The organism is Chloroflexota bacterium (assembly GCA_016887485.1).
Taxonomy (GTDB): Bacteria; Chloroflexota; Anaerolineae; order Anaerolineales; family Anaerolineaceae; genus Brevifilum.
Map to the genome: position 1 here is coordinate 466,181 of CP069394.1, position 13,534 is coordinate 479,714.

Annotated in this window: 13 protein-coding genes; 4 read left to right on the forward strand and 9 right to left on the reverse strand. The window is 50.6% G+C overall.

From position 1 onward, the window contains the following. Positions 1 to 96: 96 nt before the first annotated feature. The 5 genes from JR338_02125 to JR338_02145 form a co-directional block, all read right to left on the reverse strand. Complete coding sequence (locus tag JR338_02125) at positions 97 to 2,736, reverse strand: FtsW/RodA/SpoVE family cell cycle protein (protein ID QRN83573.1); 2,640 nt, start codon at positions 2,734 to 2,736, stop codon at positions 97 to 99. Between the two features lie 2 nt (positions 2,737 to 2,738). After that, positions 2,739 to 3,605 carry an S-methyl-5'-thioadenosine phosphorylase gene (mtnP, locus tag JR338_02130; protein QRN83574.1) on the reverse strand — a complete coding sequence of 289 codons (867 nt, stop codon included), beginning with the start codon at positions 3,603 to 3,605 and terminating at the stop codon, positions 2,739 to 2,741. A gap of 22 nt (positions 3,606 to 3,627) precedes the next feature. After that, positions 3,628 to 4,050, reverse strand: coding sequence for an FHA domain-containing protein (locus JR338_02135; protein ID QRN83575.1), 423 nt, complete (start codon positions 4,048 to 4,050; stop codon positions 3,628 to 3,630). Next, positions 4,047 to 4,838 (reverse strand): DUF3662 domain-containing protein, encoded by a 792-nt coding sequence (locus tag JR338_02140; GenBank protein QRN83576.1) that lies wholly within the window; start codon positions 4,836 to 4,838, stop codon positions 4,047 to 4,049. The genes JR338_02135 and JR338_02140 overlap by 4 nt, the downstream gene beginning before the upstream one ends. A gap of 123 nt (positions 4,839 to 4,961) precedes the next feature. Beyond that, on the reverse strand, positions 4,962 to 6,029 hold the full coding sequence (locus tag JR338_02145) for a CehA/McbA family metallohydrolase (GenBank protein ID QRN83577.1): 1,068 nt from the start codon (positions 6,027 to 6,029) through the stop codon (positions 4,962 to 4,964). 57 nt (positions 6,030 to 6,086) lie between these two features. Between JR338_02145 and secG the strand changes: the two genes are divergently transcribed. The 4 genes from secG (at position 6,087) to JR338_02165 (ending at position 9,399) form a co-directional block, all read left to right on the forward strand. After that, positions 6,087 to 6,320 (forward strand): preprotein translocase subunit SecG, encoded by a 234-nt coding sequence (secG, locus tag JR338_02150; GenBank protein ID QRN83578.1) that lies wholly within the window; start codon positions 6,087 to 6,089, stop codon positions 6,318 to 6,320. A gap of 101 nt (positions 6,321 to 6,421) precedes the next feature. Further along, positions 6,422 to 8,122, forward strand: coding sequence for a peptide ABC transporter substrate-binding protein (locus JR338_02155; protein ID QRN83579.1), 1,701 nt, complete (start codon positions 6,422 to 6,424; stop codon positions 8,120 to 8,122). An 8-nt stretch (positions 8,123 to 8,130) separates the two neighbouring features. Beyond that, positions 8,131 to 8,679 (forward strand): cob(I)yrinic acid a,c-diamide adenosyltransferase, encoded by a 549-nt coding sequence (locus JR338_02160; protein ID QRN83580.1) that lies wholly within the window; start codon positions 8,131 to 8,133, stop codon positions 8,677 to 8,679. A 3-nt stretch (positions 8,680 to 8,682) separates the two neighbouring features. After that, the gene (locus tag JR338_02165) at positions 8,683 to 9,399 is read left to right on the forward strand and encodes a DUF554 domain-containing protein (protein ID QRN83581.1); all 717 of its coding nucleotides are present in this window, start codon (positions 8,683 to 8,685) and stop codon (positions 9,397 to 9,399) included. Positions 9,400 to 9,452: 53 nt separating this feature from the next. On the opposite strand, the gene JR338_02170 is transcribed toward JR338_02165, so the two are convergent. From JR338_02170 to JR338_02185, 4 genes are all read right to left on the reverse strand, one after another. Further along, the gene (locus JR338_02170) at positions 9,453 to 10,109 is read right to left on the reverse strand and encodes a DsbA family protein (protein QRN83582.1); all 657 of its coding nucleotides are present in this window, start codon (positions 10,107 to 10,109) and stop codon (positions 9,453 to 9,455) included. Between the two features lie 108 nt (positions 10,110 to 10,217). Further along, the gene (locus JR338_02175) at positions 10,218 to 11,087 is read right to left on the reverse strand and encodes a GNAT family N-acetyltransferase (GenBank protein QRN83583.1); all 870 of its coding nucleotides are present in this window, start codon (positions 11,085 to 11,087) and stop codon (positions 10,218 to 10,220) included. Positions 11,088 to 11,158: 71 nt separating this feature from the next. Further along, positions 11,159 to 11,821, reverse strand: coding sequence for a helix-turn-helix domain-containing protein (locus JR338_02180; GenBank protein ID QRN83584.1), 663 nt, complete (start codon positions 11,819 to 11,821; stop codon positions 11,159 to 11,161). Positions 11,822 to 11,934: 113 nt separating this feature from the next. Continuing rightward, a complete protein-coding gene (locus JR338_02185) occupies positions 11,935 to 13,533 on the reverse strand; it encodes an amidohydrolase (GenBank protein QRN83585.1) in 1,599 nt (532 codons plus the stop codon). Position 13,534 lies beyond the last annotated feature (1 nt).

Here is a 13,534-nt window from a genome sequence, read left to right on the forward strand (position 1 = left end):
CAGGCTTGAACGAAGTGAAAGCGGCACCTTGAGGTGCCGCAAGTAAAAGACCCTTATAGGGTCAGGTCAAGCCACCCGCTATGCGGGTGGTCTTGACTAGTTACTGGTTGAAAGGTTCATGGCCTGGTTTAAGAGGGTCAGACCAATCTGTGTAGCCTGGTTCGGATTTTTGGCTTCCAGGGCCACCACGATCACATAGGGTTGCCCCTGCCAGTTGGGTGTGGAGCCTGCGACAAACCAGGTGATTGGGTCGCCTTCGTCGGTCTCCGTGCTGGAGACTGTTTGCCATTGCAAAGCGGTCTCGTTTTCGAGTAATGTTGTTAAGCTTTCCACTTGTGAAGAAGTGAAGGCTGTACTGGCCGATCCCAGTTTCGGCAGGGTTACCCAGGCTGCGTTTTCATCCTCATAACCGTTGACAATCCGAGGTGCTGTCAAGACGCCATCATTGGATAGGGCGCTGGCTGCAATTGCCAACTGCAATGGGCTGATGCTCAGGTCTTGCCCGGTGAAGAATTCCCAATCGTCGGTTATTCCGGTTTGGGCGGCTTCTGCAACCGTTAGGCGAAGATCAGGGCTGGTGTAGTATCCCAGATTTTGAATGAGATCCGATACCGGGGCCAGGCCAATATAGCTGGCTAGATCAGCCTGGGCGTTCACGCACCCGTATTGTACAATCGAAGCCCAGTCCAGGGTTTCCGGTGCTGTTGCGCAACCTGGACCAGCGGAGAGACTGGAGAGGATTGTTTCCGGCCGGGTGAATGTATTCAGAAGGTTGATTTGGTCAGCCAGCAGGAAGGGGAACAGCGTGCCGCCGATGGGGTAGGCACCCTGGGTCACCCGGTTGACCAGCGGTCCATTTTCTTCATCGCTGAAGGAGGCCCAATCTTCCGCCAGGGTATCGAGGTTGAAATAGGGGTGGGAGGCCATTGTCAGGATTTCACCGGTCTCCGCGTTCATCAGGATTACTGCACCATGTTCATCTCCTAGAAGGTCATCTGCCACACGCTGAAGGCTCAGATCCAGGGTTAGGCGGACATTCAAGCCCTCCGGTGGCTGGTTGTTGACCCACTCCATGAGCGCATCTTTCAGGCTGCGTTCGCTGGTTAGACCGCGTAAATAGGAATACATGGAGGCTTCAATGCCGGTTTGCCCATAGATGGAGCTGGTATAGCCGACAACGGAAGAGAGCGCAGGGTAAGTGGCGGTCCGGCTGATATCACCGATCTCACCGATGCTGGTGATGATGACCTGGCCATTGCGATCCACAATATTGCCCAATGGGACAAACCGATCCGCAACCGCCCAGCGGGGGTTCTCAGGCCGCTCAACCAGAGGGGCTTTAAACCAGAAGCCATAGAAGGTTGTTACGGTGAATTCGACGATCAGCAGACCGACCAGGACGATGGTTGACCAGTTGATTCTGCGGCTCTGCGGCGTTGATTGCAGGACTGTGTGTTCTTCGGGAATTTGATTGATGGTAATCAGAATGCCCAGGGCGATAAACGAGATCAGCAGGGAGGACCCGCCATACGAAATAAAGGGTAGGGTGACCCCGGTGAGGGGGAGCAGGCCAACATTGCCACCGATGATCAATATGCTCTGGAAACCGAAATAATACGCTATCCCAATTGCCAAATGGCGGTTGAAAAGATCGCTGGATTGGTTGGCCCTTTTTATGGCTCGATAGATCAATAGACTGATCAGTCCAACAACGACTGCCAATCCAGCCAGGCCCAGTTCTTCACCAAGCGCAGCATAAATGAAATCAGAAATGGCAACTGGGATCAAGCCCGGGCTGCCCATTCCTAAACCTGCCCCCAGGGTGCCTCCGGAGGCAATCCCGATCATCGATTGGATGATCTGATAAGAAGTGCCGGTGGGATCGGAGAAGGGGTGCAGCCAGGTATAGAGTCGAACATGGACGATATCAATGAAGAAATAGCCAACCACACCGGCTGCGATCAACGCTAAGGGTGTGGTCCAAAGGATCCAGCGGCTGCCGTTGATCGAATATAGCATCAGCAGATAGATGGCCATGAAGATGATCGCGGTGCCCAGGTCACGCTGGGTGACCAATAACACCAGGGCCAGCCCAATGACAAATAAGGTTGGCAGGACAGGCGCCAGGGTGTTTTTCTTCAGGATCAGCCGATCGGTGAAGAAACCCGAGAGATAGATGACCATCAGGAGCTTGAGCGGTTCGGAAGGCTGGAAATAGAAGCCAAAAACGTTCAGCCACAAAGCCGGGCCAAAACCGGTTGGGTTTTCACCGAAGATGATCGTCAGGGCAACCAGGACCAGACCCAATACCAGCCAAATATATTTATATTTTTTGAGGATCGTCAGGAATTGAGGGAATTGGAAACCCAGAAAAACAATCCCACCGGAAAGGATCAGCCAGACGGTTTGGCGCAGGCCCATATTGGGAAAAAGCCGCCAGACCATCATCAGGCCAATACCCGTCAGTGCTGCCACAATTGGCAGCAGGTAGGGATCACGGTGGGGGAGCTTCCGGCTGGATTGCCAATTCAGGGCGGCAAACACAGAAAACCAGCCCAACACGCCTAACCAGTGCGTCCAGCGGTAATCCTCACTGGTGCTGTGATAGCGGACGGCAGTGCTGATGGTCAGAGTCGCCGCCAGAGCGAGGACCAATAAGGCCGCGATGATCAGCAGGCGGCTTTGCAGTCGGTCCGTCCTGGAATCCTGCTCACGAATAGGGAAAAAGCGATACACGGTTATGCCAGGTACTTCCTGACCAGCAGATCCACCTCTTCACGCTTTTGGGGATCAATGGCTTTCGGATCGGTGGTAAGGGCACTGCCCAGCGCGTTTTCACATTCGCAGCTGGCCTCAGGATCGATCATATCCACCATTGTGCGGATGGTCTCCTGGGCCAGTTTAACGTTCTTGGAAAGGGTCTTAATCAGCATTTCCACTGTTACAGGAGCTTCATTGGCATGCCAGACGTCATAATCGGTGACATGGGCCATAGTGGTATAGCATATTTCTGCCTCACGGGCCAGGAAGACCTCTGGTGAGGCGGTCATGCCGATGATGTCCAGACCCCACTGGCGGTACACTCGGGATTCACCCTTGGTGGAAAAGCGAGGCCCTTCAATCGTGATATAGGTGCCGCCCCGGTGATATGGGGCATTTTGGGTTTTGACAGACTCTTCAAGGATGTCCGAAAGTGACTCGCAGAAAGGTTCTGCCACACTGACGTGCGCCACAAGTCCCTTGCCAAAGAAACTGCGATCTCGTTTATGGGTGAAATCAAAGATCTGGTCGGGAATGACGATATGGCCGGGTGCATAGGCTTCACGCAGAGAGCCGCAAGCACTCACGCTGACGATCCGTCTCACCCCTAAGGACTTCAGAGCGTAGATATTGGCCCGATAAGGTACATCCGAGGGAGATAAGGTATGGCCAAGCCCATGCCGGGCCAGGAACGCAACCTTTTTACCGTTGAGCCGCCCGGTGATGATAGGGGAGCTTGGATCACCAAAGGGTGTGGAGATTTTAAGGGTCTCGATGTCAGTGATGTCATCGAATTCGTATAGTCCAGTGCCGCCAATTACGGCCAGTACAGGGGTTTCGTTCATGGGATACTCCAATATTTCAATCTCAATTAAGGTTGACGGTAACTTTTACTTGTCCGAGTTGTAATTCGTCGCCATCCGTCAGGATGACAGGGGACAGCAGCGGGTCGCCGTTCAGATAGGACCCATTGGTGGATTCGAGGTCTTCGGCCCACCAATGTTGATTACGATAGAATAATTTCAGATGCCGGAGTGACACCGTGCTGTCCTCAAGGTGGCAGACATTGGCCGGGTCACGGCCGATGATGATTTCCGGTTGAGCGTATTGCTTTGGTTCGACCAGGTCTTCTCCGAGTGGGATCAGGGTGATGGGGGCGATAAACGCTTTACCATCCTTTTCGGTGGATTTCCGAAGGTCCATAAAAATGGTATATCCGATCCATCCGATGAAAAGATAGAGCAATAACAGAACAAGCAGACGAAGGATGAAGAGTAGCAATGAGTTCATTCGTGATTATCTCCAAACGGGGGATCCTCTGGCTCGATCAGGACAGCGGTGGTGGCCTGCTCTGAGGTGACATCCTGGATGTAGATGAGATTGACCATCCCGATTTTTAGGACATCGCCAGGGCGCAGGGTGGCCTGGGAGACTTTTTTCCCGTTGAGCAGGATGCCGCCAGTGGAACCCACATCAAACACCACATAGTGTTTGTTGATGGCTCTGATCTGAGCGTGATGACGAGAAACATAGAGATCATCAAGCACCAGGTCATTATCAGAGTGACGCCCGATGTTGATGATGGGGGTCAGCAAGGGGAAATTGGACCGGCCGCCAATTACCAGAAAGGCGTTTCCCGGCAGGGGTGTTGTGGAGGCAGCCAGAAATGGCTGCTCCATAGCCGCAGTATCAGGCAAATTCGTCACCTCTGAGGAAAAGCTGGCCTGAATGGTGATGGCGGTCTGCTGACTATTGGGAACGCCTTGTAACTGAATTTGAGGCTCTGTGAGGAATTGGAAGTCATCCATCCGCCCCAGGGATTGCAATTTGGCGGTAATTTGGCCCAGAATGTCCTGTTGATTCTCCCAGGCAGAGATCTGCCCCTCTGGGATCAGGAAGGTATAGCGGTCAGGCGCGTAGACGGTCCCTTTGTGATTCTCGATGAGGTTGGCTTGAATGACCTGAGAAAGCTGTTCAATGATGTTGAACTGGCTGCCCTCACTGTTCGTGAGTTTATAAAGGCCGTCTTCGAACAAGGCGCGTAAATGTGCTTCAATTAAATCTAAATTCAGTTTCATAATTATCTATCCTGAGTAATTATACTCATTCTGACAGCCGACGTGCGCTTTCACGAAAAAAGGATATCACTATGTATACCAGTGAAATGTAAATGGTGTGTGAGAGTTTTTAGAGTTTTGGGATCAGCCCCAGGCATAAATCGGGTTGGAAAATATCCATCCCCTCAGCTGCCTTTTGAAGGGGATCAGGGCTTCCACCCGGTAAACTCCTGGTTCTGTGGTGAGGTGGGTGGCGACTTCCCTATTTTCCCATTGTTTGATGACTTCACCATCTTTGATCAGCCGGCAATTGGCCTTTTGAGGCATACGGATCTGAAGGGTCAGCCCTCGTTTGATTTGTACCGTATCACCCATAATGAAGGTGCCGTCGTCATTATCAGCCAGGAAGCGGAATCCATCGGTCAATGCCGGGAGGTCATAAGCCACCCAACAATGGCCGGCTTTCAGCGCATCCATCACCATCCGGCGGTCTTCCAGGAAATTACCTGTCAGCGGCTTGGGGATCAGTAGATGGGTAGTGATGCTTTTAAATTGGTGCAGATACGGATAGAGCTTGATCTTGAAGGGTCCAACCTTTTTTACGAGCTCGTGGGCATCCACACCGCCCACTGCGACAATCTTGCGTTTTCGTGAGGCGATCAATTCATCCCAAAGTGCCAGTGTGCGTTCCAGCGGTCCAAGAGTCATCCGGGCCGGGAAAAGGGCGTTTCTGGCCGCTGAAGTGAGAGTTGTGCTCACGCTCTTGAATTCGCTCATCTGGTTCCAGAGTTCAATGCCCGTGAATTGTTTTACTTCCCAGTTTCGCCAGCTGAAGGCCAACTCGCCAAAGCGCGGTAATGGGTCCTCAATGGGGTGAGCGATGAATGAGAGACCGTCGTGCTTTTGGATCTGGTCAATTAGTCGCTGCGGATTGCTGCCAAAGGGTGAAAGTTCCTTGTGCGCACCAATGGCCAGCATGTGGTTTCCGGGTGGGTCCAGCGTGCGATCGTGGATTTCTTCACCGACCATCAACATCACCCGCTGCTTACCTTCGCCATAATATCCTTCAATGTCCTGAACCCAAATATTATGGTCGGTCGTGATGATTCCATCCAGGCCTGCTTTTTGGGCAGTTTGGGTTAGTTCAGAATGGCTGGCATTGCCATCTGAATATCGGGTGTGCATGTGAAGGGCAATTTTGATTTCGTTCATTGGGTTGACTGTTTTTTTAGATTATGGGTATAATCATTCCAGTTAAAAGGAGGTTCCGTGGCAAATTATTTTAGCATCGCACTGATTATAACGTCAATTGCCTTGATCGCCAGTATCATCATACAAAGTAAGGGTGTTGGATTAGGTGGTCTGACAGGTGGCGGCGATCCCTCGGGTGGGGTTTATACCCAACGCCGTGGTATTGAAAAAGTCTTGTTCTGGGTCACGATCGGCCTGAGCGTTGTCTTCTTTATTTTGATTCTGCTCACCGTCACGACTATGGCTGGGTAATTTCGATTCTTTTCGAACCGCCCTGGCGAAATTTCTAATCTCACATGGACTAATTGGGCAACTCGCCGAATGGGTTGCCCTTTTATCTTAAAACGAAACCTATGAAAAAATTCAGATGGCAGTTCCTCATAATATTGGTCACTGGATTGGTCGTTGGTGTTTTGTTAATTCTCCAACAGGTCAATACCGGTCAGGAAGTTGATTCAACCCCGGAACCGATCACAGGTGGTGTCTATACTGAAGCTTTGGTCGGTGAGTTCCTGCGGCTCAACCCTTTCCTGGATATCTATAATCCCCCAGACCATGCCGTTGATAAGATGATTTTTGACGGTTTGATCAAATTCGATTCTGAGGGAATTGCACAGGCAGACCTGGCAGAATCGTGGGGAGTATCCCAGGATGGGACGACCTACAATTTTAGCCTGCGGACAGATGTCTATTGGCATGATGGTGAACAGTTTACCTCTAGCGATGTCATGTATACCGTTGGACTGCTGCAATCCGGTCATGCTTTGATCCCGCAGGACCTGCAAAACCTTTGGGCGGAAGTCCAGGTTGTGCAGCTTTCGGAATATCAGCTACAGTTCTTGTTGCCTGAGGCCTTTGCACCATTCCTCGATTATTTGACCTTTGGGATTTTGCCTGAGCATCTCCTGGCAGGTAAGGGCCTGGAAGAGTTGATTGACGATCCTTTCAACCTGGCGCCGGTCGGCACTGGACCTTTTAAATTCCAGCGGCTGTTGGTTGAAAACGACAAGATTATCGGGGTGGTGATGGAAGCCTTTGATGCCTATTTCGAAGGCAGGCCCTATTTGGATGAGATCATCCTACGCTATTACCCGAGTTCAGAGGCTGCTTATGTTGCTTATCAGGACGGTATTGTTGAAGGTATCGGCGAAGTAGATCCATCCATTCTGTCAGCGGTTCTGGCAGATCCGAAGCTCTCCATTTATACTGCCCGTGAACCCATTGTGACCATGACCTATCTCAATTTGGATAATAACGAGGTTGGTTTTCTGAAAGATGCGAATTTCCGGCGTGCGCTGATGGAAGCGATTGACCGGGATTTGATCATTGAGAAGGTTTATGGCGGTCAGGCGATTAAGGCCAATGGCCCCATAATGCCCAGCACCTGGGCCTATTACCCTGACCTTGAGAAGATTCCCTATGACCCAGTTAGTGCCAAGGAGTTCTTTATGGCTTCCGGCGCCACCTGGGATGAAGAGGCTTCTTCTTATGTGACTGAAGAGGGGCTTGAAATTGCCCTGACCCTGCTCTATCCGGATACCGATCAACATGCTCAAATTGCCAGCTATATCCAACAAGGCTGGGAAGCGCTGGGCGTGAAAGTGACCCTTGAGAGCAAACCTTATGATGAGGTCCTGGCTGATTTGCAGGCCCGAACGTATCAGGCGGCTTTGGTGGATATTAATTTCACCCGCTCGCCGGATCCCGATCCCTATCCACTTTGGGGACAAGCCCAAATCGGGAACGGTCAGAACTACGCAGACTGGGATAATCGCTCAGCAAGTGAATTCCTGGAACAGGCTCGAATCTCCGTGGATATAGCGGAACGCGAGCGGCTCTATAAGAACTTCCAGGTGTTGTTCATGCGAGATTTGCCATCTCTGCCATTGTTTTACCCGGTTTATACCTATGCCATATCATCGGATATCAATGGGATCAATTTTGGGCCCATCTTTGAATCCGCAGATCGCTTCAATAGCGTCCATGAATGGTATATCCTTTCCGGTCGGTCCGATGGGGCTGACACGGTGGAAACACCCACAGTGGAGGAATAGGGGCATCCATGGCGCCATTCTACACGGGCTTGGGTGATTCAGGTGATACAGGTTACCTCGGGGAAGGCCGGATCTCGAAGGCTTCTTTACGAATCGAAGCTATCGGGAGCGTGGATGAAGCCACGGCTTTCCTTGGATTAGCTCGTTCGCTGACGACCAGTGACCATCTGGCAGAGGTGATTCTGGAGATCCAAAAACACCTTTACCAGTTGATGAGTGAACTCGCCGCCTCACCCGAAAACGCCGGCTTATTCGATTCAGTGCATCCCGAACAGGTGACCTGGCTGGAAGAAACCGTGGCAAAAATTGAAGGGGCCACGGAGATGCCCAAAGGTTTCATTATCCCGGGGGAATCCACTGCCAGTGCAGCCCTTTCCGTTGCGCGAACTGTTGTCCGTCGGGCAGAACGAGATGTTGTGGCACTATTAGAAGCTGGTGAGATCACCAAGCCGATTTTAGCAACTTATTTGAACCGTTTATCTTCCCTGCTTTTTATCATGGAAGTCGCTGAATCCGCCTCATCGGGAGATGGTTTTCGATTGGCAAAAGAGGACTGACGATTGATTGGTACATTCATTAATGTTGGCACGATCTTATTAGGTTCAATTGTTGGCGTAAGCATTGGTTCCAGACTTTCTCCTAAACTGCGCAACACGATTGTTGCCGGTCTGGGACTTTTTACCTTTGGCTATGGCCTGATAACATTTATTGACACTGCTAACCCTCTGGTGCCATTGGGGGGCTTGTTGATTGGTGCGCTTTTGGGTGAATGGTGGAAGGTTGAAGAAGGCCTGGAAAAGTTGGGTTTCTTCTTGAGATCCAAATTCATGCCCAAAGAGGATGGCGAGGGTGGGGATTCCCGTTTCGTTGAGGGATTCGTGACCGCTTCTCTGGTCTTTGTGATCGGACCGATTGCTATTTTAGGTTCCATTCAAAACGGCCTGACAGGAAATTATGAGATGCTGGCGATCAAAGCCATTTTGGATGGTTTCGCCTCCATCGCTTTTGCGTCCTCACTGGGGATTGGAGTGGCCTTTTCTGCGTTTTCCATTCTGGTTTACCAAGGCGCCATTACGTTATTGGCCGGCTTCTTCAGCCAGTATTTCTCAACTGCGATGATGAACGAAATGACTGCAGTTGGGGGCCTGATCCTGATGGCGATTGCCATTTCCAGTCTATTGGAGATCAAGAAGATACGTACGGGGAGCTTTTTGCCAGCTTTGTTCACCACACCTTTGATCACCTGGCTGCTTGAGCGCTTCTTCGGGGGGCTTTAAAATAAAAAGAGCCTTGAATTTCAAGGCTCTGAATATCTTCAGTCAATCTGATATTAATTGTTTAGATATTTCTCAATGGTTGATTCCAGCTCATTGGTCGTCACCAGATCTGTGCCGTTGACCAGGAAGGTCGGGGTTGCTGTGACACCATTGGCAGAAGCAAAACTAATATCCTTGTCATAAGCGCTGATAAATTTATCGCTTTCCATACAGCTTTGGAAGGTATCGGGGTCCATTCCGGCTAAACTGGCGAAATTGGCCAGGCTCGCTTCGGTGAAGGTCATCCCACCGGCGCTGTAGGGGAAGATTTGATCCTTGAATTCATAGAATTTCCCCTGATCATCAGCACAGTAGGAAGCCTCAGCAGCCAGGAGAGAGCTTTCAGAATTGGCTGGAAGGTTGACATAAACAAAATAAACTAAACCGGTATCCACATATTTTGTGAAGAAGTCTTCAGTTGCATTCACGTTGAAATCATAACAATGGCTGCAGGTATAGCTGGAGAATTCATAGACAGTGACAGGGGCATCAGGGTCACCCATTGGGAATCCAGGTTCGGAAAGTTTAAGAAGCATATCAGGCAGGAATATCAGCAATAGAACGAGGATAACCGCTGCCAGACTGACTAATAGAAAGGTCGTCGTTTTATGTCTTTTTTGTTGAATGCGATTCTGGCGCAATAGCTCTCGTTTGCTTAAGTCAGTACCCATATATAACTCCTTATATCGTAGTGACGGTATTGATTTTGCCACAAGACAAGTGCTTTGTCTAGCAAAACGCTGATATAGGAAAATGATGGTTTGTGTCTTGTTTTGGGTTTAGATATCCACTTCAAATACGGTGATTTCTTCTCCCGTACGTTTGAAATTCAGTCTGTTATAGAGCTTTGCTGAATTCTTATTATCCGATTGCGTGTTGACGGTTATTCGCCAGAATCCAAGGCGTTCAAACTGCTTCAACAGGTCATGAATCAGCGTATAGGCGATCCCCTGATGCTGATGTTCCGGCGAAACGGCCAGCCTGGCAAGGTGCCCATAAATGGTCATAGTCGTGCTGATTTGGTAGCCAACGATTTTTCCCTCTTTGATCGCCACAGTGCTGATGCCGGTTTGGCCAAAGGCTTTTGTCAGGCCTTGGATCGAGTTTTGCCAAAGGGGTGGAAAGGCTGCATGGTCAATAATCTCCACCGCTGGCAGATCATCAATGTGCATGGGTCGGATGGTGATTTCAGGGTTGAGTTTCTGCTTTTTGGGGAAGGTGCCCTGCCATTCCATGACAACGATATTTTGGCGGTTAACAAACCTGGATTTTTTCACCAGCGCTTCGAACCAGGGATGCAGCACGAGGGTGGCGAGTTTCTTAATGCCTCTCTCTTGTAGTTGTTGGATCGCTTGAGGGAGCATCCTTTGCCAGGGTTCTGCTGGGTCAAGTCCCCTGCAAGCTGCATAGAGGCGGACCCAGGCAGCGTCCGCATTTTCCGCAGCCGCGCAGAGAACGGCCTGGATTTGATCGCCATTGAATTCGACCAGATAGGGATGATAGCCAATCCAATCTAGTGATGAAAACCAGTCCAGATGACGATGCGTTTGAATGTTTTGATTCAGGAATCCGGCGAGTTGAGCATATATTTCGGGCGAGGCTTCAATCGCTGGAGGAAATGTTGTGGCTGCAGGTTTTTCTCGAACCATATTAACCTTTCTCCCATCTCAGTTATACCCCGAAAATCAATCAAAATAAAAATGAACGGGTGGGTACCCGTTCATTCTGCTTTCAATTTGTACAAGATTTCTCTGGCAATCTCAGCCTGATCCGCTTTGGGAATTTCTCGAAGTTTTGTCAGAATCTGAACGAATGATTCGTCCAATCCGTCTCCTTCTCCGAAAATGTCCTCCTCAACCAGATCGTCCATGTTTTGCCCTGGCAGGTGTAAAGTTTCAGCAATCTGGCGGTCATCAGGGAAAAACGCATCAATATGCTTTCCGAGTTGTTGACAGATTTTCTGCAGGTCATCCAATGGGATTGGAACAATATCATCTTCATAACCCTGCAAAGTCTCTAGTGAGATTCCCGTGGCTTCGCCCAGCTGTTCCAGGGTAAGACCCGCTGCCTGACGTTCCAGCGAGAGCTGTGTCCGAATAACTTTCTGCCTGAGCAGTTGATAATGGGGACGAATGCTGTCTTGTAACAGGGTTAATTGATACAGACGTTTATATTGGTCTGTGAAAAAGGCTCCCAAAGGCAGTCCAAAGTACAGAGCAAGGATCTCAAGATCGGGCAGAGAAAGGTGAGTTTCGCCTTTTTCAAAAGCCAGATAATTCCCCTGTGAGATGCCAAGCAGCTTTGCACAATCATGGATACTGAAATGCAATGACATGCGAATGGTTTTGATCTTTTCGTGGAGTTCTTCTGGTATCTGAACCATATGTAGAGTTTACTCACCTGTTAAACAATTGGACCGATAATCGATTCTGGTGAATCGACGTTATTATTATAGCTGATTCCCAAAATTCTATTTCATTATATTGCCAACTAGTATCAAACTCCGATACTTAAATCAGGGTGGAGATAGACCCAATCCTGATTAATCATGGTTGCAAGGGGCTGAATGGCCCCAATTTCATGAGAGTCGAGGGTGAAGGGGTCATCTTTTAGCAGAATCAAGTCAGCTTTTGCGCCCGGAATGATCCGTCCTTGCCTGGTTCCTCGGTTGGCAATGCGGGCAGGTGCGGATGAGAAGCCATCCAGGGCATCTGCCAGCGAGAGCCGTTCCTGTGGGTACCAGCCATCGCTTCCGGGGCTGCCATCCAAACGACAGCGGGTGACGGCGGCATGCAGACCGTGGAAGGGGTTGACCGGTTCCACGGGAGCATCCGAACCGAAGACCATTTCTGCACCGGTAGCTTTCAGTGAACGGTAAGCATAGGAAAGTGCAGCGCGTTTCCCGAGGAAGTGATCCGCCATATCCATATCGGAAGGAGCGTGGACCGGCTGGACAGAGGCGACAATATCCAGCTCTGCCAGGCGGGGTAAGTCTTCCGGTGAGAGGATTTGGACGTGTTCGATGCGATGTTGGAAGTGCGGCAGTCTCTGTTCCTGTTCAAAATCCCTTAGTTTCGTATAGGCATTTAAGACGACCCGATTTGCACGATCACCAATGGCGTGAATGGCCAGGGATAAACCGTTTTGGCTAGTTTTTTTTCCAATTTCGAAGATCTCATCCTCACTCAACAGCAGTGCGCCGGTGTTGTTCGTGCCTTCAAACGGGGCTAGCATGGCGGCCGTCTGGGAGCCCAGAGCGCCATCGGAAAACAGCTTGACGCTGCCGACTTGCAGGGTGTCATCCCCATAATCCGACCTAAGTCCGGCACCAATGAATGCATCAAGATGATCGAAGGGAATCCCTTTCCGGACATGGAAATTAAGTTTGTTCTCCTGCTGCAATTCCTGCAAGGCAAGCCAACAGTCCATACCGTCAAAGTCATGAACGCCCACCAGGCCCACCTGCAAGAGTTCTGGGATAAGTGCCTGGATTTGGTTTTTCAAGGTGTCCTTGGTCGATTCAGGAATCACATCCAGCACCAGGTCCACAGCTTCAGCTTCAAACAGAATCCCGGTCAGGTGTCCCTCTTGGTCGCGCTGAAGGATGCCGCCTTCTGGGTCGGGGGAGGAATCGGACAAGCCGGCAAGGGCAAGGGCTTTGTTGTTTGACCAACCGATGTGGAGGGACTTGGCGGAGAGATAAGCGGGATGGCCGTGACTGACCTGATCGAGCAGCGCTGCCGTACCCAAACCTTCTGGCCATTGGTTGTGATTCCAGCCGTGGCCGCGAATCCAGGCCCCAACCGGTAGCTGTTGGGCGGCGGCTTCAATCCGTGCCAGGCATTCAGCCCTTGTGGCGGTTTCGCAATTCACAATTGCCCGGCTCTCAGCCAGGTATTTCAGGTGGACATGGGCATCGGTTAGCCCGGGCCAAAGGGTGAGGCCATTCAAATTTAATTTTTCTTCTGCCAGGGGAAAGGCATCCAGAATTTCAACATCGGTGCCAACCGCGACAATCTGCCCGTGTGCCAGGGCCAGGGCTGTTGCGCCAGGGAAATCCGGCGCAAAGAGAGTTGCGTTATATAGGATTTTCATG